This is a genomic window from Marimonas lutisalis (assembly GCF_005434965.1).
GTDB lineage: Bacteria > Pseudomonadota > Alphaproteobacteria > Rhodobacterales > Rhodobacteraceae > Marimonas_A > Marimonas_A lutisalis.
Genome location: NZ_SKCI01000002.1, coordinates 557,014 through 581,264 on the forward strand (window position 1 = coordinate 557,014; position 24,251 = coordinate 581,264).

The 24,251-nt window shown below is 63.0% G+C and carries 25 protein-coding genes; 15 read left to right on the plus strand and 10 right to left on the minus strand.

Annotated elements, in window-relative coordinates; genetic code table 11:
• Window positions 1–93: 93 nt before the first annotated feature.
• Entirely contained in the window at window positions 94–1,806 is a 1,713-nt protein-coding gene (locus tag E0501_RS10840) for a PKD domain-containing protein (RefSeq protein WP_407943433.1), read from the plus strand.
• A gap of 574 nt (window positions 1,807–2,380) precedes the next feature.
• A complete protein-coding gene (locus tag E0501_RS10845) occupies window positions 2,381–3,616 on the plus strand; it encodes an acyl-CoA dehydrogenase family protein (RefSeq protein WP_137701385.1) in 1,236 nt (411 codons plus the stop codon).
• An 85-nt stretch (window positions 3,617–3,701) separates the two neighbouring features.
• On the opposite strand, the gene E0501_RS10850 is transcribed toward E0501_RS10845, so the two are convergent.
• Window positions 3,702–5,783 carry a putative sodium/potassium/calcium exchanger gene (locus E0501_RS10850; protein ID WP_137701386.1) on the minus strand — a complete coding sequence of 694 codons (2,082 nt, stop codon included), beginning with the start codon at window positions 5,781–5,783 and terminating at the stop codon, window positions 3,702–3,704.
• Between the two features lie 141 nt (window positions 5,784–5,924).
• Between E0501_RS10850 and E0501_RS10855 the strand changes: the two genes are divergently transcribed.
• On the plus strand, window positions 5,925–6,617 hold the full coding sequence (locus tag E0501_RS10855) for a thiamine diphosphokinase (protein WP_137701387.1): 693 nt from the start codon (window positions 5,925–5,927) through the stop codon (window positions 6,615–6,617).
• Here E0501_RS10855 and E0501_RS10860 read toward each other — a convergent pair.
• The 5 genes from E0501_RS10860 to E0501_RS10880 form a co-directional block, all read right to left on the minus strand.
• Window positions 6,532–7,476, minus strand: a complete 945-nt coding sequence (locus E0501_RS10860) for a DMT family transporter (protein WP_137701388.1) — start codon at window positions 7,474–7,476, stop codon at window positions 6,532–6,534. The two genes, E0501_RS10855 and E0501_RS10860, sit on opposite strands and share 86 nt — an antisense overlap.
• A gap of 95 nt (window positions 7,477–7,571) precedes the next feature.
• Entirely contained in the window at window positions 7,572–8,486 is a 915-nt protein-coding gene (locus E0501_RS10865) for a DMT family transporter (RefSeq protein ID WP_137701389.1), read from the minus strand.
• An 82-nt stretch (window positions 8,487–8,568) separates the two neighbouring features.
• On the minus strand, window positions 8,569–8,892 hold the full coding sequence (locus E0501_RS10870; RefSeq protein ID WP_137701390.1) for a hypothetical protein: 324 nt from the start codon (window positions 8,890–8,892) through the stop codon (window positions 8,569–8,571).
• Window positions 8,893–9,103: 211 nt separating this feature from the next.
• Window positions 9,104–10,477, minus strand: coding sequence for an L-serine ammonia-lyase (locus tag E0501_RS10875; protein ID WP_137701391.1), 1,374 nt, complete (start codon window positions 10,475–10,477; stop codon window positions 9,104–9,106).
• Window positions 10,478–11,182: a glutathione S-transferase family protein gene (locus tag E0501_RS10880; protein ID WP_137701392.1), complete on the minus strand. Its 705-nt coding sequence runs from the start codon at window positions 11,180–11,182 to the stop codon at window positions 10,478–10,480.
• Window positions 11,183–11,552: 370 nt separating this feature from the next.
• On the opposite strand from E0501_RS10880, the gene rpiA reads away from it, so the two are divergent.
• The 6 genes from rpiA (at window position 11,553) to E0501_RS10910 (ending at window position 17,754) form a co-directional block, all read left to right on the plus strand.
• Complete coding sequence (rpiA, locus tag E0501_RS10885; protein ID WP_137701393.1) at window positions 11,553–12,341, plus strand: ribose-5-phosphate isomerase RpiA; 789 nt, start codon at window positions 11,553–11,555, stop codon at window positions 12,339–12,341.
• Window positions 12,342–12,460: 119 nt separating this feature from the next.
• Window positions 12,461–13,822: a glutathione-disulfide reductase gene (gene gor, locus E0501_RS10890; protein ID WP_137701394.1), complete on the plus strand. Its 1,362-nt coding sequence runs from the start codon at window positions 12,461–12,463 to the stop codon at window positions 13,820–13,822.
• 62 nt (window positions 13,823–13,884) lie between these two features.
• A complete protein-coding gene (gene hflK, locus E0501_RS10895; RefSeq protein WP_137701395.1) occupies window positions 13,885–15,051 on the plus strand; it encodes an FtsH protease activity modulator HflK in 1,167 nt (388 codons plus the stop codon).
• Window positions 15,051–15,929 carry a protease modulator HflC gene (gene hflC / locus E0501_RS10900; protein WP_137701396.1) on the plus strand — a complete coding sequence of 293 codons (879 nt, stop codon included), beginning with the start codon at window positions 15,051–15,053 and terminating at the stop codon, window positions 15,927–15,929. The genes hflK and hflC overlap by 1 nt, the downstream gene beginning before the upstream one ends.
• Window positions 15,926–16,126, plus strand: coding sequence for a DUF2065 domain-containing protein (locus tag E0501_RS10905; RefSeq protein ID WP_137701397.1), 201 nt, complete (start codon window positions 15,926–15,928; stop codon window positions 16,124–16,126). The genes hflC and E0501_RS10905 overlap by 4 nt, the downstream gene beginning before the upstream one ends.
• A gap of 146 nt (window positions 16,127–16,272) precedes the next feature.
• Window positions 16,273–17,754, plus strand: a complete 1,482-nt coding sequence (locus tag E0501_RS10910) for a DegQ family serine endoprotease (RefSeq protein ID WP_193555891.1) — start codon at window positions 16,273–16,275, stop codon at window positions 17,752–17,754.
• A gap of 62 nt (window positions 17,755–17,816) precedes the next feature.
• Here E0501_RS10910 and E0501_RS10915 read toward each other — a convergent pair whose 3' ends face one another.
• Genes E0501_RS10915 through E0501_RS10925 form a run of 3 tightly spaced genes read right to left on the minus strand, consistent with a single transcriptional unit; the run spans window position 17,817 to window position 19,237 of the window.
• On the minus strand, window positions 17,817–18,269 hold the full coding sequence (locus tag E0501_RS10915) for a DUF2267 domain-containing protein (protein ID WP_137701398.1): 453 nt from the start codon (window positions 18,267–18,269) through the stop codon (window positions 17,817–17,819).
• 4 nt (window positions 18,270–18,273) lie between these two features.
• Window positions 18,274–18,810 carry a peptidoglycan-binding domain-containing protein gene (locus tag E0501_RS10920; RefSeq protein ID WP_137701399.1) on the minus strand — a complete coding sequence of 179 codons (537 nt, stop codon included), beginning with the start codon at window positions 18,808–18,810 and terminating at the stop codon, window positions 18,274–18,276.
• 37 nt (window positions 18,811–18,847) lie between these two features.
• Window positions 18,848–19,237: an OB-fold nucleic acid binding domain-containing protein gene (locus E0501_RS10925; RefSeq protein ID WP_137701400.1), complete on the minus strand. Its 390-nt coding sequence runs from the start codon at window positions 19,235–19,237 to the stop codon at window positions 18,848–18,850.
• A 129-nt stretch (window positions 19,238–19,366) separates the two neighbouring features.
• On the opposite strand from E0501_RS10925, the gene E0501_RS10930 reads away from it, so the two are divergent.
• The 5 genes from E0501_RS10930 (at window position 19,367) to tsaA (ending at window position 22,819) form a co-directional block, all read left to right on the plus strand.
• Window positions 19,367–19,690 (plus strand): 2Fe-2S iron-sulfur cluster-binding protein, encoded by a 324-nt coding sequence (locus tag E0501_RS10930; RefSeq protein ID WP_137701401.1) that lies wholly within the window; start codon window positions 19,367–19,369, stop codon window positions 19,688–19,690.
• Window positions 19,690–20,439, plus strand: coding sequence for an FG-GAP repeat domain-containing protein (locus E0501_RS10935; protein ID WP_235857812.1), 750 nt, complete (start codon window positions 19,690–19,692; stop codon window positions 20,437–20,439). The genes E0501_RS10930 and E0501_RS10935 overlap by 1 nt, the downstream gene beginning before the upstream one ends.
• 40 nt (window positions 20,440–20,479) lie before the next feature.
• Window positions 20,480–21,550, plus strand: coding sequence for an alpha/beta hydrolase (locus E0501_RS10940; protein WP_137701402.1), 1,071 nt, complete (start codon window positions 20,480–20,482; stop codon window positions 21,548–21,550).
• A 235-nt stretch (window positions 21,551–21,785) separates the two neighbouring features.
• Complete coding sequence (locus tag E0501_RS10945) at window positions 21,786–22,055, plus strand: DksA/TraR family C4-type zinc finger protein (protein WP_137701403.1); 270 nt, start codon at window positions 21,786–21,788, stop codon at window positions 22,053–22,055.
• A 221-nt stretch (window positions 22,056–22,276) separates the two neighbouring features.
• Window positions 22,277–22,819 carry a tRNA (N6-threonylcarbamoyladenosine(37)-N6)-methyltransferase TrmO gene (gene tsaA, locus E0501_RS10950; RefSeq protein WP_137701404.1) on the plus strand — a complete coding sequence of 181 codons (543 nt, stop codon included), beginning with the start codon at window positions 22,277–22,279 and terminating at the stop codon, window positions 22,817–22,819.
• Here tsaA and E0501_RS21750 read toward each other — a convergent pair.
• Window positions 22,722–22,988 carry a TOBE domain-containing protein gene (locus E0501_RS21750; protein ID WP_137701812.1) on the minus strand — a complete coding sequence of 89 codons (267 nt, stop codon included), beginning with the start codon at window positions 22,986–22,988 and terminating at the stop codon, window positions 22,722–22,724. The genes tsaA and E0501_RS21750 overlap by 98 nt on opposite strands.
• 114 nt (window positions 22,989–23,102) lie before the next feature.
• On the opposite strand from E0501_RS21750, the gene E0501_RS10960 reads away from it, so the two are divergent.
• Window positions 23,103–24,227 (plus strand): putative sulfate/molybdate transporter, encoded by a 1,125-nt coding sequence (locus E0501_RS10960; RefSeq protein ID WP_137701813.1) that lies wholly within the window; start codon window positions 23,103–23,105, stop codon window positions 24,225–24,227.
• Window positions 24,228–24,251: the final 24 nt, after the last annotated feature.

Below are 24,251 nucleotides of genomic sequence, written 5' to 3' on the forward strand. Positions count from 1 at the left end.
CCGCCAGGTGCTTCCTTCTTGCCACCTTCATGCACCGCATTCTTGAGTGTCCCAAATGGTACGAGCACGCAGGAGCGTACCGCCTTCTGCTGGATGGATTGGACCGCTCCTAGTAACCCGGCTCCTTCTTACGAGCTACAAGGTTCTGCTTCTTCTTCGATCCACGCGTCTTTTTATATTCCGGCTGCCCTAAGCCCAGCAACGGTTTCACGAGGGAATAGTGCGCCGACGGCCGATGCCGGTCCTGACCAGCCGACGGTTGTCTCTGGGGCGACGGTGACGCTTGACGGCAGCGGGTCTTCGGACCCGGATGCTGGCGACACTCTGAGCTATGCGTGGAGCCAGACGTCGGGGACGACGGTGACGCTCAGTTCGACGAGTGTGGCGCAGCCCAGCTTCACCGCACCGGTGCTCGGGGCGAACGATCCGGCCGCGGTGCTCGAGTTCAGCCTGGTTGTGACCGACGACAAGGGCAACAGCTCTGCCGCCGACAGCGTCATCATCACGGTCAACCCGCCTGCGAATAGTGCGCCGACGGCCGATGCCGGTCCTGACCAGCCGACGGTTGTCTCTGGGGCGACGGTGACGCTTGACGGCAGCGGGTCTTCGGACCCGGATGCTGGCGACACTCTGAGCTATGCGTGGAGCCAGACGTCGGGGACGACGGTGACGCTCAGTTCGACGAGTGTGGCGCAGCCCAGCTTCACCGCACCGGTGCTCGGGGCGAACGATCCGGCCGCGGTGCTCGAGTTCAGCCTGGTTGTGACCGACGACAAGGGCAACAGCTCTGCCGCCGACAGCGTCATCATCACGGTCAACCCGCCTGGCTTCAATGCGGTAGCCGTTCAAAATGAGTTCAAGGAGATCACCACTTCGTTTGTTGATAGGCGTATGGAACGGATTCTGGCAAACGAACCTCTGGGCTATCGGCTCGACCGGCGGCGCCTTGCTGGATCAGGAAATAAGTTACGGCTGTCGGCGAAGGGTGAAGTCCGTCAACAATTCACTTTCAGTTCGGTGTCCTCCGAAAAAGCTTGGTACGTTTGGTCCGAAGGTAGTTATTCGCTTTATGAGGATAAATTCTTTTCTATGCAAACACGTGAAGGCGAATTCTTGATGCTGTCTTTCGGTGCCGACTATCTGGTCAATGATAACCTCGCGGTTGGTCTGATGGCGCAGTTCGACTCGGCTGTGGAAGAGGTGCCTGGATATAGCAAAGTTTCAGGCAAGGGCTGGCTCGCTGGCCCTTATTTCTCTGCCGAAATCCGGCCCAATCTGTTTATAAGCGCGCGTACGGCATGGGGGAAATCGGACAACAGCTCCTCTATTGATGTTTTGAAAACGTCGCGTCCCTTCGAGGGAGTCTTCAAGACAGACCGTTTCCTATCGAGCGCATTGCTTTACGGCAAACATTCTGTTGGAGCCGTCGAACTTACGCCGACAATCGAATTCCTGCATATTGTGGAGGAAATAAGTGAGTTTAGCGTAACGGATGGGGTATACTCCACGAGTATTACGGGGGGTCACCAAGAGCTTACGCGTTTTTCGCTGTCCAGCGATATAGAATACGGATACTTCTCCAACGGGCTGGATTTAACCCTTTTTGCAACGCCTCAGCTGGACTTTATTCGGCGCAGCAATCTTCTGATAGGGAATAGCGAGACTACCTCGGGTTCGTTTGAGCTCGGGTGGCGGGCGAAAAGCTCCGACAAGATGGCGGGCGAAGTCGCGGTGCGGTTTGACGGTTTGGGTAATAGCGATTTTTCGGCCGTCACGATCAGATCTTTGTTCGAGTGGAGGTTCTGAGCATGGTCTTTTGGGAGGAATTCAGCTTGCGGGCTTTCGTTGCCTTCCTGAATAAAGGCCGAGCGCGCACCTTTCAAGAACTTCTAAACCAGCCCCCCTAGATCATCCGCATGACTGAGACGCTGCAAATGGGCTTTTCTTTCGCGTCTAGCAGTGTCGAGGGCCTCTACACCAGAACGGCATTTGGGTAAGCCTAGGTGAATTAAAGCGATTAGCGAGAGTGATTAATAGCAAATAAATAGTGTAAATCTTCTATGGCGGTAACTCTCCCGGTTCCGACTGCTTGGGTTGAATTTGGGCATGTCGAAGGCGTTGATTGTGGTGTGCGTGATAGGAGAGTCATACCAAGTATGCGAAGATGGGCGAAAAAATTGCAGCGGCATTGGGCAGGTCGCTGCAGATCATGTGAAAATGCTTTCCGGTATGGCGGCAATCATGGCGCTGGGATGTGACAGGGATGTGTCGCCGCGGTGTGAAACCGGCGCGACGCAACGGCATTTTCGGCGCGCCCTTTACTCTTGGTCAGGCTCGGCCTCTACTTTGGCCGAGACGCGATGAGAGGAGAGGAACCGAGATGGATATGAACCTGGGGATTCGGGAGGAGCACGAACCGCTTCTGCAACAGGTGCGCGACATGATCCGCAACGAGGTCATGCCGCTGGAGGATGAATACCATGCCGAGATCGGCAAGGGCGACCGCTGGCAATACACCGAGCGGCAGACAGAAATCCTCGAGAGCCTGAAGGCCAAGGCCAAGGAGAAGGGGCTGTGGAATTTCTGGCTGACCGACAGCGAGAGGGGCTTTGGCCTGCGCACGGTGGAATATGCCTATTTCGCCGAGGAGATGGGCAAGACGCCGCTGGGCGCGGAGGTGTTCAACTGTTCTGCCCCCGATACCGGCAACATGGAAGTGCTGGAGCGCTATGGCGCCGACTGGATGAAGGAAAAATGGTTGAAGCCGCTCCTGGAAGGCGAGATCCGTTCGGCCTATCTGATGACCGAGCCGGATGTGGCGAGCTCGGACGCAACAAACATTTCGATGTCCTGCGTGCGCGATGGCGATCATTATGTGCTGAACGGTGAAAAATGGTGGTCGTCGGGTGCGGGCGATCCGCGCTGCAAGGTCTACATCACGATGGTGAAAACCGGCAGCGACGACGACGCGAAACACAAGCAGCATTCAATGCTGGTGGTGCCGGCCGACACGCCCGGCATCGAGGTGCTGCGTGCGATGGAGGTCTATGGCCACGACGACGCGCCGCATGGGCACATGCATATCCGGTTCACCGATGTGCGCGTGCCGGTCGATCACATGATTCTGGGCGAAGGCCGGGGATTCGAGATCGCGCAGGGGCGGCTTGGACCGGGGCGCATCCACCACTGCATGCGCGCCATCGGCCAGGCCGAGGCGGCGCTGGAGCGGATGTGCAAACGCTCGCTTGAGCGCGAGGCGTTCGGCAAGCCGATTGCCCTTCTGGGGGCCAATTTTGACATCATTGCCAATGCGCGGATGGAGATCGAACAGGCCCGTCTTCTGTGCCTCAAGGCCGCGTGGATGATGGACAAGGGCGATCCGCGCGAAGCCTATCCGTGGATTTCCATGATCAAGGTTGTGGCGCCGCTGACCTCGCTTCAGGTGATCGACGATTCGATCCAGATGCACGGGGGCGCGGGGATCAGCCAGGAAACGCCGATGGGCATCGCCTGGACCCAGGTGCGCACGCTGCGTTTTGCCGACGGGCCGGACGCGGTGCACCGCCGCCAGATCGCGCGGAAAGAGTTGCGCAAGTACACGCAGATGAAGATCTGAAGGAAGGTGGGTTGAAAACCCACCCTACGCTGAACGAGAAAAGGCGCCCCGGAGTGGGGCGCCTTTTTTCTTTCTGGTCAGTAGTTTACTCGCCCGCGTAGCGCGCGTCGGGGCGGTAGGAGATGCTGTCGGAGACAGCGAAGCGACCGCCCTTGAGCTTGATGATCTTGCCTTCGCGCAGGAGCTGGCCGAAGGAGCGCAGCCCGTCTTCGCGGCTGAATTCGTCCTGCTCGACCTGGCGCACATGCGTCATCAGCTGCGGGCGCGAGAATTGTTCGCGGCCCTCGACGAAGGACAGGTAGGCAGCGGCGGCCTCGAGCAGTTCGGGCAGGGTGTTGGCGCCCATCTCCTCGGCATATTCGGCAAAGTTGCCGGCCTCTTCGGTCTCTTCGATTGCAGCGGCGGTGGACAGCGCCACCCGGCGCGGGCGCACGGGGGCAGCCGCTTCGGCCGCGTCGAGATCGACGCGTTGCTCGGCCACGAGCTTGAGCGGCGCCGGGCGCGACGTTTCCGGACGGCGGGTGCGGTGATCGCCATCGGCGGCTTGCGGACGGCGCGGGCGCACGACTGAAGCCAGGTCGTCGCGGTAGACTTCGGTATCAGGGCCCTCGCCTGCGAGATCACCGCCGGCTCCGCGCTCGGCCTTGTTGGCGGCGACAGCGGCGCGCAGATGTGCGATGGCATTGCGACGGCCCTTGCCAGTTTCCTCGTCCAGGTGCGCGTTGGTTTCTTCGAAGATGCGGCCCATCTCGGCCTCGGCATCGGGATCGCCGAAAGGAGCTTCGCGCATGTCCGTGGCCTGGGCTTCCTCTTCGAGATCGTCGACGGCTTCCGCGGTGACGTCTTCCTCGTCGTAGGCATAGTCCAGGTCCTCTTCGCTTTCGTCGGCAAAGGACTCTTCGACCTTGGTGTCGAGTTCGGCTTCGACGGCGGCCAGCTCGCGCAGGAGATCGGCTTCGTCCTCGGGCGACAGGCTGGCTTCGGCATCGCTCTCGCCGGTTTCGGCATAGGCGTCCTCATCCTCGAAATCTTCCTCAAGATGGCCTTCGGCAATCGCGGCCTCGAACTCGGAGCGCTTCATCTTGATGACGCGCGCGCGAAGCTCGGTCGTTTCTTCTGCGTCCGCCTCGGGAGCTTCGGGTTCCTCGTCAACGGAATATTCCTCGGCCTCGTCATAGGCAAAGGCGGTATCTTCCTCCTGATCCTCGTCGAACAGGCCCTCGTCGTCACCGGTGTCCGTGTCGAAGCGCGACAGCAACGCTGCGATGTCGTCTTCGTCCTCGTCTTCGGCAATTTCTTCGGCTGCCGCGATTTCGGTCTCGTCGTCGATTGCGAGCGCGGCTTCGATCTCTTCGTGGGCTTCCGAGAGGAAATCCTCGGCATGCTCATCTTCGGAATAGCTCTCGGCGGGGATTTCTTCCTCGTCGTCGTGCTGCGAGACGACGTCGCGGATACGCTGGAGCTTGGCCGCGACGCTTTCGGTGTCGGGCTGCGGTTGCGCCTCTTCCACGGGTTCGGCCTCGAAGAACGCTTCGCCGGTTTCCTCGGCGGTCTCTTCCTCGAACGCTTCGTCCGCGGCCAGAAGGGTTTCGTCTTCTTCAATGCGGTCTTCCGCGGCGGCGGAAGGCTGGCTTTCCTCGACCAGCGCGCGCAGGGTATCCATGTCGGCTTCGGGCGCGATTTCCCCGGTTTCCGGTTCTTCTGCCTCGGCTTCTTCTATCAGCGCTTCGGTTTCAGCGCTGTCGTCCGCGTGGGCGTCGATCTCGGCCTTTTCGGGCAGATCGGCGACGGGTGCGGGAATCGGGGTCGGCGCCGCGGCGGCCGGAGCCTCGGCTTTTTCTTCGGCAGCAACGGGCTCTGCTTCGGCGGGGGCCTTGTCCTTGTCCCGGGGAGCGACGGGCAGGACCGAACCGGCTTCGGCGCGCAGGACGATATTGTTTTCTTCGAAATGCGCCTCGACACGGCGTGCGATCTCGCGTTCAGCGATCCGGGCAAGCATTTCGGCGTCCGGCGTCGGCGGTTCGGCGCCAAAGTACCGGTCGTCCGCAGCCAGGTCGCGGAAGTACTCGGCAATTGCCTTCATGGTCCCGAAGGAATCGTCAAAACCCTCCAACGTGCACGAGAACGTGCCGTAGGAGACTGTCAGGATCTTATTCGTGTTAACCATTGTATTGCTCGCCCAAAGATGTGTTAGTTGGCTAAACTTGTAACATCCTCAGCACGTCGAAAGCCGTCCGAATCTAGGATGTTTAGCGTATCATTTCGTGACAAGATTGTGATCTGTTTCCTAAATGAGAATGAATGACCCATGATCGGCGCGATTGTTGACCAGATTGAGCCGGTCACGCTGATCGGTTGCGGAACCGTGAAGAAATCGGTGCTGAACCGGGCCATTGTCCACGCTCCGTATGTGGTGGCGGCAGATGGGGCAGCGCAAGTGGCGCTGAAACACGGGATCACGCCGGGGGCGGTGATCGGCGATTTCGACTCGGTCGGGGCGGATGTGCGGGCGGTGATCGCGCCCGAGAACCTGCACGCGATCACCGAGCAGGACAGCACGGATTTCGACAAGTGCCTGCGCAATATCCGCGCGCCGCTGGTTGTGGGCGTGGGCTTCACCGGTGGACGGGTCGACCATCAGCTGGCGACATATCACGCGATGCTGCGGCATGCCGACCGACCCTGCCTGCTGCTGGACAAGAAGGATGCGGTGTTCCTGGCGCCGCCGGACCTGACGCTGGACCTGCCGCGGGGCAGCCGGTTTTCGGTGTTTCCATTGCGGCCGCTGACAGCGCGGTCCGAGGGGTTGCGCTGGCCGCTGGACGGGATCGGGTTTGGCCCGGGCGAACGGATCGGCACGTCGAACGAGGTGACCGGCACGGTGCGGATGCAGGTGAGCGATCCGGGGATGCTGGTTATTCTGCCGGCGAGGGTATTCGAGCGGGCCGCTCTGGCGCTCGGGGCGCCCGGGGCCGTGCGCTGGCCTTCTCGGTCAGCATGACATAGAGGCCGGCAGCGACAGTGATGCAGATCCCTGCAAGGGCGAGGTCATTGGGCCAGTCGAGGAAGATCATCCATCCGAGTAAGGCAGCGACCGGGATTTCCAGATACTGCATCGGTGCCAGCGTGGCCGAGGGGGCATAGCGCAGGGACCATGTCATCAGCAGATGGCCCAGCGTGCCCAGCCCGCCGATGGCGGCCAGCAGCGCCCATTCCATCGCGCTGGGCGCGACGCTGTGCAGAAGGGGCATATTCGTAGCGCTGCCCAGAAGAAGGACCGGGGCCATGAAGGCCACGGCCATCGTACCGCTGACCGCCTGAAGCCCGATCGGATCGGTGTCTTTTGCGATCTGGCGGGTGACCAGCATGAAGAAAGCGAAGTTGAGCGCGACGCCCAGCGGCAGCAGGGCGGGCCAGCCGATGGCGGTGAAACTGGGCTGGATCACGAGCATGGTTCCGGCAAATCCCACCACGCAGGCCAAAAGGCGCCGGGGGCCGACCTCTTCGCCGAGAAGGATCTTGCCGAGCACCAGAAGGATGAACGGCATGACAAAGGCGATGGCAACCGCATCGGCCAGCGGCAGGTATTTGAGCGCGCTGACCATGAGGCCGATGCCGAGGATATGCATGAAGGTGCGCAGAATGGTGAGCCGCAGAACACGCCCCCGCATGCGCCATGGCCGTCTGGTCAGCACAATGAGTGGGGCCAGCAGCAGCACCTGAACGGCGAAGCGGATGAAAACCAGCTGGGCGACCGGGATCGTCTGGCCAAGGATTTTCGCCACCGCATCCGCAAGAGGCGCAACGATGCAAAATCCGAGCATCAAAAGGATGCCCAAGAGAGGCCGGTCTGTTGTCATGAAACGACGCTAGGGGCAAATTTGCAGCTTGGCAATCTTATGTTGCTGCGTTGCGTTAATGATCTACTTATGCGGTAGGACCGCCATGCGCGGGTTCACGGCGCAGGCGCCGGGCGGCGCGGGCGACGGCCGGCGGCCTGTTCGCGGGCGAACACGTAAAGGCCTGAGCCAACGATGATTGCGGCGCCCATAACCGTGAGGCCATCGGGGATATCCGAGAAGATGAAATACCCCAGAACGGTGGCGGACACGATCTCGATATATTGCAGGGGCGCGATGGTCGCGGCGGGCGCGAGGCGCAGCGCGAAGCTGATGAAGAGATGCGAAATGGTGGACACGAGGCCAACGCCCAGCAATGTCCAGACCGCCAGCCCCACGGGCCAGACTGGATCGAGCGCCGCCCGCCCCGATCCATCGAAAGCCCAGAGCAGCGGCAGGATGAAAAGCATGGCCGCCAAAGCGGTATAGCCCTGAAGCGCCAGGGGATGGGTGCGGGTAGCCATCTGCCGGGTCAGAACCATGTAGAAGGCGAAACAGAAGGCCGTGACCAGCGGCAGGAGCGCCACGGCGCCCAGATCATCGAAGCTGGGCTGGATCACGAGGAGTGCGCCGGCGAAGCCGACAAGACAGGCGATGATGCGCCGCGGCCCGATATCTTCGCCCAGGAAGAGCCCGCCCATGAGCGTGAGGATGAACGGCTCGACAAAGAAGATAGCGATGGCGTTGGCGATCGGCATGAACCGCAGCGCGGTGAAGAAACACCCGGTCGCCACAAGGATGAGCAGGGCGCGCACCAGATGCAGGCCCATTTCGCCGCGCCCGGGGCGATGCGCCCGGCGCATCAGAATGGCGATAGGCAGCAGCAGGAGCGCCTGGATCCCGAACCGGGCCGACAGGATCTGCAACACCGGCACCGCGGCGGGCGTGGCCTTGGCAAAGGCATCCATCACCGGCGCGATGATAGCGAAGGCAACCATGAACAGAATGCCAAGGGTGGTACGGTCGGACATCGGGGGCTCGTGCGTTTTTGTCCGCCCCGCATAGGGGGTGGAAAGCGGCACGTCTAGCCGGATGGCGACACGGGCCTTCGGCTCAGTTGCGAGCGCAGCGTTTTCCGTCAACGAAAACGTGACCCTTGGGCTTGTAGCGGGCCGCAAGTTCGCGCGTGGCAAGATCGATGAGGCAATTAAGTTCGTCGACCCTGTCCGGGTCCGGGGTGACAAGCAGGACCGTGACCGAGAAGCTCGGCAGTAGCTTGCCATCTAACTCGATGTCTTTCTCGGCTGGTGAAAGGCCGACCGTGACGTACCGTTCATAAAGCCACTTGGCGTTGTCGCTTCCGCGCCATTTCCCGACGTCCGAGCCGATTTCGACGGTCGCAGCATAGTCCGCATTCGATCCGTCATCATAGATCAAGCCAATTTCCTGCAAAGCTGCGTAAAGCGGAGGAACGAGGTAGTCTCCAAGCCCGCTTACGAATTGAGAGCTCGTGAGCTGGATGACGACCCTGGTATTGCCAGGAAAGTCAGGAGATCTCTGCGCATGAAGCGGAGTTGCCAGCAAAATGACCAGCAGACTCCAAAGGCCGGGTCTCACGCTATGTCTTTCCCTTCGAGAGCTCATGCGATCAACAGTTGGGGACGTTTACGGCAAGGCCGCCGAGGGCTGTTTCCTTGTATTTCTCGCTCATGTCCGCGCCGGTCTGGCGCATGGTTTCGATGCAGGCATCAAGCGGCACGAAATGGTGCCCATCGCCGCGCAGCGCCAGGCTCGCGGCCGAGACCGCCTTGATCGCGCCGAGGCCGTTGCGTTCGATGCAGGGCACCTGAACAAGGCCCCTGACCGGGTCGCAGGTCATCCCGAGGTGATGTTCGAGCGCGATCTCGGCCGCGTTTTCCACCTGTTCCGGCGTGCCGCCCATCACCGCGCAGAGGCCTGCGGCGGCCATGGCGGCGGCGCTGCCCACCTCGGCCTGGCAACCGGCTTCGGCGCCCGAGATCGAGGCGTTGTATTTCACAAGCCCGCCGATAGCGGCGGCGGTGAGCAGGAAATCTTCGATCTTCGACGGCGCGGCGCCGGGGACGTGGTCGAGCCAGTATCGGATCACCGCCGGCATCACCCCGGCGGCGCCGTTGGTGGGGGCGGTCACCACCTGACCGCCGGCGGCGTTTTCTTCGTTCACGGCCATGGCGTAGGCGGAAATCCAGTCATTGATCGTGTGCGGCGCGTTCAGGTTCATGCCGCGCTCGGCCTCGAGCTGTTGGCGGATCGCGCTGGCGCGGCGCCGGACGTGCAGCCCGCCGGGCAATTCGCCCGAGGCGTCGAGTCCACGCTCGATGCAATCATTCATCACCTGCCAGATGCGGGCGGTGCCGGTGGCGAGCGATTGGGCGCAGCCGCGCGAGATTTCGTTTTCGCGTTTCATCTGGGCAATGGACTTGCCCGAGGTCTTCGCCATCTCGAGCATCTCGGCAGCGGATTTGAACGGGTAGGGCACGGGCGCGCCTTCGTCGCTGTCCTTGCCCTGGGCCAGTTCCGCGTCGGTCAGAACGAAACCACCGCCGATCGAATAGTAGGTTTCCTGCAGGATCACGTCGCCTTGGGCATCGGTGGCCATCAGGATCATGCCGTTGGCGTGGCCGGGCAGGGGCGGGCCGTAATCGAAGATCAGGTCATCCTTGGGCCGGAACGAAAGCGTGGGCAGGTCCGGCGGCGTGACCTGGCCGGTTTCACGGATGGCGGCCAGCGTCTGGTCGGCCATGGCATGGTCATAGCTGTCGGGCAGGAAGCCCGCGAGGCCAAGGATGGTGGCGCGGTCGGTGGCGTGGCCCACGCCCGTAAACGCGAGGCTGCCATGCAACGAGGCCCTGAGCCCGGCGAATTCGAAGGGTGAGGCGCGCATCAGGTCGAGAAACCGGCCGGCGGCGACCATCGGGCCCATGGTGTGCGACGACGATGGGCCGACGCCCACCTTGAACATTTCGAAGACGGACAGGAACATCTAGGTGGCCGATCCTTCTGGCGGGTTGGCAGGAATGGGGCGGGTAAAGGGGTTTGGCCCCAGCCCTTCGGTCTCAATCGCGCGTTTCACGCTGTCGCGCTGTTCAATTCGCGCCGCGAGAGCCGCCAGATGCGGCGTGGCGGCCAGATCGAACCAGGCGGTTTCGCCCGCGGGATAAAGCGCCATCCAGCGCAGGCAGACCGGAATGTAGAGATCGAGCACGGTAAGCGGGATACCGTTGAGGACGGGCTGGCCGGTGGCAGCGAGATCATCGAGTCGGGCAAGGTGGGTTGCGAGGTTCTTCTTCACCTGGGCGCGCAGGGCCGATTGCGCGGCGGTATCGGGCCCGGTGAATTTTTCCGGGTGGAACAGCATGCGCAGGCCCGCGTGCAGCGTGTTCGAAGTGAAGAACAGCCATTTGAGGAAGGCGGCGCGCTCGGGGTCGGTCGGGGCGGGGGCCAGTGCGCCGTGGGTATCGGCCAGCCAAAGCAGGATCGCGGCGGTTTCGAAGATCGGGCCGTCGGGCGTTTCCAGCGTGGGGATCAGGCCATGCGGATTAAGCCGCAGGTAATCCGGTGATTTCTGTCCGCCTGCCTTGCGATCGACCAGCACGGAGTCGCAGGGAAGCACGAGTTCCTCGAGGGCGAGTCGCACGATGAGCGACGCGTTGTCGGGCGCATAGTGGAGGCGGTAGGCATTTCCCATGACTTCAGATTAGTGCAGCCGCGCGGCCGGATTGCAAGGATTGCGGCGCAAGAGGTGCGGCAAGCGACCTGGCCGGGTTAACCCGGCGTTAAGGTTAATGTGAAACAAAAAGAGACCATTGATTTACTTCACTGGGGGCGCAGAGGAGAGGCACATGATGTGGAATGTTTCTGGGTTGCCGTTCTGGCCGTGCAGCTGGCCCTGGCGTTGCAGGATGACGGGCCGCAGGCGATGCGCGTGGCAGGGAGCTTTGCCGAAGAAGCGGACCGCTGAACGCCCGGACCGGAACCGGAGCCACGCGGGAATTTGTCACTTCTACGGCGGCGGCGGCTGGCATATAAGACCCCTGAAACGGGACTAGGGGGATGCCATGGCTGGGGAACTTTCACCGATCGACAAGGCCAAGTTCGTGTCCGCGAAACGGGCGGCCGAGATGGTCGAGGACGGGATGCGCGTAGGACTGGGCACGGGGAGCACCGCCGCCTGGCTGGTGCGCTGCCTGGGCGAGATGGTTCGCGAGGACGGTTTGAAGATCAAGGGCGTGCCGACGTCGACCCGCACGGCCGAGTTGGCCCGCGACGTGGGTATCGAGGTCATCAGCCTGGACGAGGCCAAGTGGCTGGATATCACCATCGACGGCGCCGACGAGTTCGACGGCGACCTGAACCTGATCAAGGGGGGCGGCGGCGCGCTGCTGCAGGAGAAGATCGTGGCCACGGCGAGCGACCAGATGGTGGTGATCGCCGATGCCGGCAAGGAGGTCGAAACGCTGGGAGCGTTCCCGCTGCCGGTCGAGGTGATCCCGTTCGGCTGGCAGACGACCAAGGCGCTGATCGAGGAAACGCTGATCTCGATGGATGTGCTGGGCCGGCAGACAAGCCTGCGGATGAACGGCGATGTGCCCTATATCACGGACGAGGGAAACCACATCATCGACCTGCACCTGAACCGCATCGGCAACCCCCGCCAGCTGGCCATGGTGCTGAACCAGATGCCGGGCGTGGTGGAAAACGGGCTCTTCATCGATATCTGCGACGTGGTCGTTGTGGGCTATGGCGATGGCCGCGTGGAACTGCGTGACATCAACGCCGGCACCGTGGAAGAGGACCGGCTGGATTTCGTCGAGGAAGACAACCTATTCACCGATCTGATGGAGTGAGGCGGTAGGGCCGCTCTAGGCCTTTGTTCCTATATTCAGGGTTCGCTTTTTGCAGTGCGTGACTGGCCTTTGGGTTCCAGCTGTGGGATAGGACGGGCGGAACGGGCAAAGGATCGGTTATGAGCGATTTCGACTATGATCTGTTTGTGATCGGCGGCGGTTCGGGCGGCGTGCGCGCGGCACGGGTTGCCGCGGGCGAGGCGGGCGCCAAGGTGGCGCTGGCCGAAGAGGACCGCTATGGCGGGACCTGCGTGATCCGGGGCTGCGTGCCGAAAAAGCTGATGGTTTTCGCCAGCGAGTATGCCCCGATGATGGACGATGCCGCCGCCTATGGCTGGACCGTGCATGCGGGCGGGTTCGACTGGCAGAAATTCCATGGCCAGCTGGTGGATGAGTTGGACCGGCTGGAAGGGATCTATCGCAGGCTGCTGGCCGGCAGCGGGGTCGAGACCTTTGACGCGCGCGCGAAACTGGTGGATGCGCATACCGTGGAACTGTCGACCGGGGAGCGCAGGACGGCCAAGCATATCCTGCTGGCGATGGGCGGCCGACCGGTGAAGCCGGGCATTCCCGGTGAAGAACACGCCATCACTTCGAACGAGATTTTCCATCTACCGGAGCTGCCGAAATCGATCCTGATCGTGGGCGGCGGCTATATCGCCTGCGAATTCGCGGGCGTAATGAACGGGCTGGGCGTGAAGACCACCCAGTACTATCGCGGCGCGCAGATCCTGCGCGGATTTGACGAGGAAGCGCGCGGGCTGGTCAGTGAAGAGATGATCCAGAACGGGGTGGAACTGCATCTCGGCACCAACGTGATCGAGATGGAGAAAACCGAAACCGGTATCCATGTGAAGGCCACCAATGGTGACAAGCGCGATTTCGACGTGGTGATGTTCGCCACTGGACGGCACCCCAATACCGAGGACATGGGCCTGGAAGAGGTTGGCGTTAAGCTGGGCCGGAAGGGCGAGGTGCTGGTGGATGACTATGGCCAGACCAGCGTGCCGAGCATCTATGCCGTGGGCGACGTGACCGACCGCGTGAACCTGACGCCGGTGGCGATCCGCGAGGGCATGGCCTTTGTCGAGACGGTGTTCAAGGGCAACCCGACGAAAGCCGATCACGAGCTGATCCCGACCGCGATCTTTACCCAGCCGGAAATGGGAACGGTCGGACTGAGCGAGGAAGAAGCGCGCGACAAGGGGCCGATCGAAGTGTATTCGACGAGCTTCCGGCCGATGCAGACGCTGTTCGCCGGGCGCGAGGCGCGGGTGATGATGAAGCTGATCGTCTGTGCCGACACGCGCCGCGTGCTGGGCTGTCATATCGTGGCGCCGGGGGCGGGTGAGATGATCCAGCTGGCGGGCATCGCGATCAAGATGGGGGCGACGAAGGAAGACTTCGACCGCACCGTGGCCGTGCACCCGACGATGAGTGAAGAAATCGTGACGATGAAGTCGCCCGTCAGGACGGCTTGAATTTTCCGGCGCATTGCACAGTTAGTGTGATGAACCGGTTTGACGCAGAGAGGTAAGACTGGATGGCTGGAAATTCTGGCGGCCCATGGGGCGGCGGCGGAAACAACGGCGGCGGCAATGATGATGACCGCGGCAACCGGGGCGGCGGTGGGCGGCGTCCGGGTGAAGACGGGCCGCAAATTCCCGAGATCGACGAGTTGATGAAAAAAGGCCAGGAACAGCTGCGTGTGCTGATGGGCGGACGTGGCGGTGATGGCGCGCGCCGTGGCGGTGGCAGTGGTGGCGGTGGCGAAGGTCCTGGCCTGTCGCGTGGCACGGTGGGCCTTGGCCTGCTGGCGGCCGCGGCGCTGTGGGTATATGCGAGCTTTTACACCGTGAAGCCGGAAGAACAGTCGATCGAGCTGTTCCTGGGTGAATACTCGGCTACCGGCAACCCGGGCCTGAACTTCGCGCCCTGGCCGGTGGTGACCTACGAGGTGCTGCCGGTGACGCGCGAACAGACCGAGGATATCGGCGTCGGGTCGACGCAATCGGAAAGCGGCCTGATGCTGACCGGCGATGAAAATATCGTCGATATCGATTTCCAGGTCGTCTGGAACATCAATGATCCGCGCGAGTTCCTGTTCAACCTGCGTGATCCCAGATCGACGATCCGGGCCGTGAGCGAATCGGCCATGCGCGAAATCATCGCGCAAAGTGAACTGGCGCCGATCCTGAACCGCGATCGCGGTGTTATCGCCGACCGCCTGAAGGATCTGATCCAGTTGACGCTGGATAACTATGATTCCGGCGTGAACATCGTGCGGGTGAACTTTGACAAGGCCGACCCTCCGCAGGAAGTGATCGATGCCTTCTTTGCCGTGCAATCGGCCGAGCAGGAGCGTGACCGGCTGGAGAAACAGGCCGACGCCTATGCCAACAAGGTTCTGGCGGCTGCGCGCGGTGAAGCCGCGCAGGCGCTGGAAGAAGCCGAAGGTTATCGCGCGCAGGTGGTCAACGAGGCCGAGGGTGAGGCCAGCCGCTTCCGCGCGGTTCTGGGAGAATACCGGAAAGCCCCGGAAGTCACGCGCAAGCGTCTCTATCTTGAAACGATGGAAGAGGTTCTCGGCGGTGTCGAAAAGGTGATCATCGACGAACAGAAAGGTGGCGGACAGGGTGTCGTGCCCTACCTGCCGCTGAACGAGCTGCGCAAGCAAGGCGGCACAACTACGACCGGAGGGAGCAACTGATGCGGAAATCGACCTATCTTCTGCCGATTCTGGTTCTGATCGGCGCAGGCATCCTGTCCTCGGTCTTTATCGTGGACGAGCGCGAAAAGGCTCTGGTGCTGCAGTTCGGCAAAGTCGTCTCGACCAAGGAAGAGCCGGGGCTGGCTTTCAAGATCCCGCTGATCCAGGAAGTCGCGCGCTATGACGACCGGATCCTGAGCCGGGATGTCGCGACGCTTCAAATCACGCCGTTGGATGACCGGCGGCTGGAAGTCGACGCCTTTGCCCGTTACCGGATCGCCGACGTGAACCAGTTCCGGCTGGCCACCGGTGCCGCCGGAGATCAATCGATTGCCGTCGCCGGCCAGCGGCTTGACTCGATCCTCAGGGCACAGACCCGGGAAGTTCTGGGTGGCGTATCATCGAACGATATCCTGAGCTCGGACCGGGCGACGCTGATGCTGCGAATTCGCAACGGGGCCGTGGGCGAGGCGCGCGCGCTGGGACTGGAAATCATCGATGTGCGGCTGAAGCGCACCGACCTGCCGCCGGCCAACCTCGACGCCACGTTTGCACGGATGCGGGCCGAGCGGGAACGCGAAGCCGCAGACGAGATCGCCCGTGGTAACGAAGCGGCACAGCGCGTGCGCGCGCAGGCCGACCGGACCCAGGTGGAGATCGTGTCGGATGCGCGCCGCCAGGCCGAGATTATCCGCGGTGAAGCCGACGCGCGGCGCAACGCGGTCTTTGCGGAGGCCTTCGGGCAGGATGCGGAGTTCTTCGAGTTCTACCGCTCGCTCAATGCGTATCGCAAAGCGCTTCAGGGTTCGAATTCGACGATGGTGATGTCGCCGGACAGCGAATTCTTTAACTACCTGAAAACCGACCGGATCGAATGATCCTCGGAGCCGCACTTCTGGCCCTTGGGCTGGTACTGATCGTGGAGGGGCTGGTCTATGCGCTGGCCCCTTCTCTTGTCGAGCAGATGCTTGAGGCGCTGCGGCAGATGCCGCCCGAAGCACGTCGGTTGATGGGGCTTCTGGCGCTGGTGATCGGGCTGGTCCTGGTCTGGTTTGCAAAAGCACTGGGCGCCTGACGGGCGGGAAATCGCGTTTCTCACGCGTGGTTGATCTTGCGTGCAAGGGTTTCAGTTGCGCCGGGGCGATCCTAGATTAGACTTAAACATGACGTCCCGGCCGGTTGTTCGGGCCAGGGACCACCAAGGTTGAAGGAGAACTGGGTGTGAAAGAACAGGCGATTGCACGAACCCTTGACGCAGATCGGACGCGGCGGGCGTTGCAGGCCTTGTGGCTGGGCACGCTGGTGCTGGTCTTTCTTGCGGTGCAGGCGGTGCAGGCGGTGGCGCGCCCCGACAGTTTTGCCGATCTCGCCGATCAGGTCAGCCCGTCGGTGGTGAACATCACCACATCGACGGTGGTGGCCCGCGGCACGGGGCCCGGGCCCATCGTGCCCGAAGGAAGCCCGTTTGAGGATTTCTTCCGCGAATTCCAGGATCGCAACCGCGACCAGGACCGCCCGCGGCGGTCATCCGCGCTTGGGTCGGGCTTCGTGATTTCCGAAGACGGTTTCATCGTCACCAACAATCACGTGATCGAAAGCGCCGACGAGATCATCATCGAGTTCTTTTCGGGAGAAGAGCTGCCCGCCAAGGTGATCGGGACGGACCCCAACACCGACATCGCGCTGTTGAAGGTCGAGGCCGAGAAACCGCTGCCCTTTGTCAGCTTCGGCGATAGCGACACCGCGCGCGTGGGCGACTGGGTAATGGCGATGGGCAACCCGCTGGGCCAGGGCTTTTCCGTCAGTGCCGGCATCGTTTCGGCCCGCAACCGGGCGCTGTCGGGCAGCTATGACGACTACATCCAGACCGACGCGGCGATCAACCGGGGCAACTCGGGCGGGCCGCTGTTCAACATGGATGGCCAGGTGATCGGGGTGAACACGGCGATCCTGAGCCCGAATGGCGGGTCGATCGGGATCGGTTTCTCGATGGCATCGAACGTGGTGACCCGCGTCGTGGATCAGCTGCGCGAATATGGCGAGACGCGTCGCGGCTGGCTGGGCGTGCGCATCCAGGATGTCACCGATGACGTGGCCGAAGCGATCGGGCTGGAAAAGGTGGCTGGCGCGCTGGTGACCGACGTGCCTGATGGTCCGGCGAAAGAGGCCGGCATCGAGGCCGGCGACGTGATCCTGAATTTCGATGGCCAGGATGTCGAGGATACCCGTGGCCTGGTCCGCCAGGTGGGCAATTCGGAAGTGGGCAAAACCGTCCGCGTGGTGGTGTTCCGCGAAGGCAAGACCCAGACGCTCAAGGTGACGCTGGGCCGGCGCGAGGATGCCGAGACCGCCCAGGCGGAACCGAGCGAGGAAGAGCCCGGCAAGCCCGAAACCGCGCCTGCCGAGAAAGAGATGCTGGGCCTGACTCTGAGTCCGGTGACGGACGCGTTGCGCGAGGAGATGGAGCTGGGCGACGAGGCCGAGGGGCTGGTCGTGCGCGAAATCGACGAAATGTCGGAAGCCTATGAGAAAGGTCTGCGCAAGGGAGACCTGATCACTGAGGCCGGCCAGCAGGCGGTGACGTCGATTGCCGAGCTGGAAGAGCGCGTTGCCGAGGCCAGGGAGGCCGGGCGCAAGTCGCTTCTGCTGCTGGTGCGGCGGGCAGGCGATCCGCGTTTCGTGGCGCTGTCGCTGGACGAGTGATCCGGACAGACGCCAAGGCAAGTTGCGAAAGCGAAAGACATAGGGCGGGGATGATCCCCGCCCTATGTCATTTTTCGGCGGATGTTCTGCCCATCGTCAACATGCCAGAAATCGCGGGCTTCGGGGCCGAGCGCGTCCAGGGCACGGTCGAAATCGCGCTGGCGGACATGGGCGCGCAGGGCACGGGCCACGGCGGCAATCGCGTTGTCGGGCGTGAGGTTGTGATCCGGGCGCAACGCTTTTGCCTCGGCTGTAAGCGTCGCACGGTCTGCCCAGGGCAGCGGGGGAGACGAGATATCCCAATCGGCCACGAAGATCGCCCGCAGCACCGCAGGCAACTGATCGGCAAAGGCAAGGCCCTGCGCGGGTGTCAGGCGGCGGCGGAATGTCAACAGAACGCCCTGCACCGCCGTGTAGGCCATGTTGTCCGAGCTGAGCGCGAGCTCGGATTTCGCGTCTTCCAGGAAACCCTGCCAGTCGCGGGTGGCGTGGCGATAGGACCAGGGCATTGGCATCGGTCTATTCCGTGTCTGGCCGGCCCACCGCGACAAGCCCGAGTTTGCGCGCCGCGGCGAGTGACAGGATGCCGCTGTCGAGCCCCTGCGGTGCCTGGTAGTGGCGGATGGCGCGGCGGGTGCGAGCGTCCATCTCGCCGGTGATTGCGCCGCGATAGATCCCGCGCGCCTGCAATGCGCGCTGCAGCGAGGCCACGAAATCGGGCGTCAGCTGGTCCTCGCAGGGGGTTTCGAACCACAATTCGCGGCGCTCCTTGACGATCGCCTGCCGGGTTTCGGTCTTGTAGACCGGATCGGAAATGACCGTGCCGTCATCGAGGACCTGCGCCGGTTGCAGGAGGATCTTTTCGGTCACGGTTTCGATTACGGCCGGGGTTACGTCCTTGCCCCAGCAGGTGCCCGGGGCGGCGCCTGGCGGGGCCTGTTCGTGGGTCTGCATCAGGGCCGGTTCGCCGATCAGCGCTTCCTGCGTGGACTGGTCACAGGCGCCCAGTGCTGCGATGGCACAGAAGAAACCTGCAAGAACTGGTAATGATCGCATGGCTGCCCGGCCTGTCCTTGGCGTTATTGGCAAAAGCTTAACCGGTTTGGGGCGTTTGGGAAAGCGGCGGCGTGGCCGGGGGATCTCCCTGGGCGGGATCAAGCAGGCGGTCGAGCATGTCCGAGATATCCTCGATCCGTTCGGCAATCAGGTGGGTGACGGCACTTTCGCATTGCAGCCGCCCGGTGACCCGCAACAGCCGCCCGGCAATTACCGCGCGGCGGAAGCGTTCGTAAAGCGCGCGCCAGACGATCACGTTGACGATGCCGGTTTCATCCTCGAGCGTGAGAAAGATCACCCCCTTGGCGGTTCCGGGCCGCTGGCGCAGGATGACGAGCCCGGCCACGGTGACACGGGCGCCATTGAACCGTGTCCCGAGATGGGATGCGGGCAGGCAGAAGGGGGCGGGATTGGCGATGGATGACATGAGAACAAAAATAGAACATTAGCAAAAACGTGCAAGGCCCGGCTGCAAAGCGTCGCAAATGGGGGTGGCGGGGCCCATATCGCTTGGCTAGAACACGGCGACGCATAGGAAAGGGGAGCCTGCAAAGAGATGGCGAAGATCACCTATATCGAGCACAATGGCACCGAGCATACGGTGGATGTGTCCAGCGGACTGACCGTGATGGAAGGGGCCCGCGACAACAACATTCCGGGCATCGAGGCCGATTGCGGCGGCGCCTGCGCCTGTTCCACCTGCCATGTCTACATCCACCCCGACTGGGTGGCCAAACTGCCGCCCAAGGAAGACATGGAAGAGGACATGCTGGATTTCGCCTATGAGCCCGATCCCGAGCGGTCGCGCCTGACCTGCCAGATCAAGGTGACCGACGATCTGGATGGTCTCGTGGTGCAGATGCCCGAAAAACAGATCTGATGCTGTCCGGGGCGCGGCGGGGCGCGGCGGTACTGGCGCTATGGCTGGCCGTGTCCGGGCCCGCCACGGCCACACCGCCCAACGTGATCCTCGAGGCGCGCTATGGTGAGCCTACGACGCGCTATGCCCACGGGGTGCTGGGCGATGCGGTGGAATGGGGTGCGCTGGAACTGATCGTCGATCAGTGCGCCGGCTGCCCCACCAGGATGATCCGCAAGTTCACCATCCGTTTGCCGGACACCCGGGTATTCGAGGACATCGCGCCGCGGATCGTCGACCTGGACGGGGACGAAAGCCCCGAGGTGATCGTTGTGGAAAGCGACCTATCGAAAGGCGCGCGGCTGGCTGTGTATTACGAGGGCGGGCTGATCGCGGCAACGCCTTTCATCGGTCGGGCAAACCGCTGGCTGGCCCCGGTCGGGGCGGCGGATTTCGACGCCGACGGGGTAAAGGAGCTGGCCTATATCGACCGGCCGCATCTGGCAAAGACGCTGCGCATCTGGGCATTTGACCGGAACAAGGGACTGACCCACCTGGCGGACCGGCCGGGGCTCAGCAATCATCGTATCGGCTGGGATTACATCATCGGCGGTATCCGCGATTGTGGGGCTGGCCCCGAAATGATCACCGCCGATGCCGGATGGAAGAACGTCGTGGCAACGCGGTTCAATGGCGAGGACGTAACCAGCACGGTTCTGGGCCCTTTTGATGGGCGGAAAAGCGTCACGCAGGCGATGGCCTGCGAATAAACCCTAGGCAGAGTTCGCCTGATATGGTGAAACAACTGCCATGACCCAACGCGTATTCGGTTTCCTGTTGATCGCGATTCTGCCGACTCTGGTGGCTTGCACACGCCCGGCGGTGACCGGATTTTCCGAACCTGCCGCCGGTGCGACAGTCGAGCGGCTCTTTGTGGCAACGCAGCGCACGCCGGGCCAGCTGGGCCAGATTTTCGGGGAGCGGCGCAGCTTCGAGATGAATTTCGCCACGGTCGAAATATCGATCCCACCCGGCCATGAGCCGGGCAAGATCGAACGCACCTCGGGAATCGCCGACGCGCAGAAGTTCTTTGCGCCCCTGGGGATCGACATGTTTCCCGGGATCCGGGATTTCGTGACGGCGCTACGGCGCAATCGGGCCGGCGACGGGGGCGTCCTGCTTTATGTGCATGGCTATAACAACACGGTTGAAGACGCGGCCTATCGCCTGGCGCAGATCAAGCACGATTTCGGGATCGAGGAGCCCGCGGTGCTGTTTTCCTGGCCCTCGGCGGGGGATCCGCGCGGCTATGTCTATGACCGCGACAGCGTGCTTTTTGCGCGCGACGGGTTCGAGGAGTTGCTGCGGGAATTGCGGGGGAGGGGGCAGGGGCGGATTTTGATCCTGGCGCATTCGATGGGGGGGTATCTGACCATGGAGACGCTCAGGCAGATCGCGCTGAAGGGCGACCGGCAGGTGCTCGATTCGATCGAGGGGGTGGTGCTGATGTCGCCGGATATCGACCCGGACGTGTTCCGCCGGCAGGCGGCGGTGATCGGCAGGCTGCCGCAGCCCTTTGTCCTGCTGACCTCGCAGAAGGACCGGGTGCTGAGCGTCGCCGAGTTTCTGACCGGGCGCAAGGAACGACTGGGTCGGATTGAAAATGCCGAGGACCTTCAGGGGCTTGGCGTGACCGTGGTGGATTTCACCGAGTTCGAGGACGGCGCGACGGGCGGGCATAACGTGGCCGTCACCTCGGCCAAGGCGATCCGGGTTTTCCGCGGGCTCGAAAGCCAGATCCGCACGGGACGTGGCGATCTGCGCGACTTTGTCCTGTTGGGCCGCGATCGGCGCACGGACGCGCCGCTGGTGCTGCAATAACAAAAAGCTTTGCCGTCGCGTCAACCGGGCGTCCCGCGGGGTTAATGCGATTTTTCGCAGAAAAATCGGGGGGTGACTTGCGTGCACCCCCCGGCTGACATCCGGCTGCCGCCGGAAACAGGGACGGGTTAAGCGAAATTAACTTAACGCGGCGTACGATGGCCCCCATTATCCGGGGCGTTGACGCGGCGACGCCGGGGCGGAAATACTTGCCGTGCAGAAAAGGAGTGATCCCATGGCCGGTGGCTGGGCGAAAGACGGCGCGGTGAGCGAACAGATCGAGGCCTCGATCGAGGACGAGTTGAAACGGATGCAGGCGCAGAAGCGACCGGTGGGCGAGAGCCTGACCGAATGCGCCGAATGCGGCGAGGAGATCCCCGAAAAACGGCGGCTGGCGATTCCGGGCGTGAAGCTGTGCATTGACTGCCAGCAGGAGCGCGACGGCGCGCACAAGCTGCGCGGCGGGATCAATCGGCGCGGATCGAAGGACAGCCAGTTAAAGTGACCGGGGCCGGACGGCAGAACGGCCTGCAAGGGCAGAGGAAAAGCCGGCATCGTTGTTCAAGGTCCCTTGCTCAAAGTCATCGTCGCGCCCTTGGTCCTCCTTTCGATGGTCAAAGACATGCCCGGACCGATCACGGATTACGGCGGTGGCAGCGTAAAATTCAGCGCTTGCCCGGACGAGGGGGCTGCGACAGGATCAGGCGTCAAGAGGAGCACGATGCAATGCCGGAGCAGGATTCGATACGACCCGATGAACAGGCCGTCGATCTCGCTGCGGCAGATGATGCGCGCCTTCGGTTCATTGGCACGATCCGCACGCCCTGGCCCGACCGTGCCGCCTGCCCCCGGCAGGGCCGTCAGGACGGGCCTGAATGCCGGCTGGTGCTCGATCCGGTTTGGCAGCCGGCGCTTCAGGGACTTGAAGCCTATGAAACGATCGAAGTGCTTTACTGGCTTGACCGGAGCCGCCGCGATCTTGTCGTGCAGAACCCCAAGCATGACGGCCGTACCTTCGGCACCTTCGCGTTGCGCTCACCGGTGCGGCCCAACCCGATCGGCACGGCCCTGGTTCACCTTGAGCGGATCGAGAATGGCGAGGTCATCGTGCGCGGACTCGATTGCATAGACGGCACGCCGCTCGTTGATATCAAACCCGATCGCTGTGCCTTTACGCCGAAGGCGCCAGCGAAACCGGCCGCGACGTCTGCCGGCCATCGTTTGGCCGACGGGGCTGGTCGGTCAAGACCATCACGTTCGGGGCCTTGATCACGGCACAAGCCGTCTTGCCCGATGCCACTCCAAGTTCGGCGACCGAGCTGTTGGTGATCATCGCGGTCACGATTGCGCCGCTGCCGATCCTCACTGCCGAATTGACGGCACGCCTGTTCCCGCCCGCCACGGGTTCCCTTGGCCTGTTTCGTGCGCCGGGTTTCATGACCGTTTTCTTTCGCCGGATTTCCATTATCCTTCCCGATATGACCATTCGGCCCAGTTTCAACACCCTGCCTTGCCGACACCGCGATTGCGGCGGCTGGAGCGCCAGTTGACCGTGACGACACAGCCCTACCGATTCACCCTGCGCGAAGCGGGTGGCGCCCTTGGCGATCTGGGCACGCTTCTGCCGCTGACCCTCGCCGCGATCACGGTGGCCGGGTTGTCGGCTACGATGGTGTTTCTGGGGTTCGGTCTGTTCTACGTTGCAACCGGGTTGATCTATCGCCTGCCGATCCCGGTGCAGCCGATGAAGGCGGTTGCGGCGGTGATCCTCGTCGCGGGGGTCTCGCCTGCCTCTGTCGCGCTGAGCGGATTAGCGATCGGCCTGATCCTTATCGCGCTTGGAGGCAGCGGCGCCATTGACCGGCTGGGGCGGCTGGTGCCGCAATCGGTGATGGTAGGCCTTCAACTTGGTCTTGGCCTGGGCCTTGGATGGGTTGCGCTTGGCCTGATGCGTGGGGCGCTGCTGGTCGGGGGGCTTTCGCTGGCCGTTGCCGTGGTTTTCCTGCTGCGGCGCGGTCACGCGGCGCTTGCCACGCTTGCCACGGGCCTTGGGCTGGGCGTGCTGCTGGGCGCGCCGGGGCTGTCGCTGGCGCCCTCCGGGGCCCCGGCGATGTGGTTCGCGCAAGCGATCACAGCCGACGACATCCGTATCGCGCTTTCGGATCTCGCGCTGCCGCAGATGGCCCTGACGCTGACCAATGCCGTGCTGCTGACGGCCCTTGTCGCACGGGACAGGTTCGGCGACCGGGCGGCGCATGTCACACCACGGCGGCTCTGCCTGACCTCGGGCCTGGGCAACCTGTTGTTTGCTCCGCTGGGCGCGCTTCCGATGTGCCACGGGGCGGGCGGGGTTGCGGCGCATTACAGGTTCGGCGCCCGCTCCGGCGCCGCCCCGATCATGATCGGGGCCGTTCTGATCGGTGTCGCCGTCCTGCCCGGTGACTGGCGGGCGGCCTTTTTCGCCGCGATCCCCATGGCCACGTTGGGGGCGTTGCTGCTGGTGGCGGCCTGTGAGCTGGCGATCAGCCGCCGCCTGTTCGATTGCAACGCGTCCTGCCGCCCGGTTATCGCGGCGACGGCAGCGGCCACCGTTCTGGTGAACCCGCTGATCGGTCTTTTCGCCGGCACGGTCGCGGAGATTGTGCGCAAAGCCATCGTTCGGCGCCAGCGCGCATAGCCTGGCGCCGGAAAATGGTTTCGC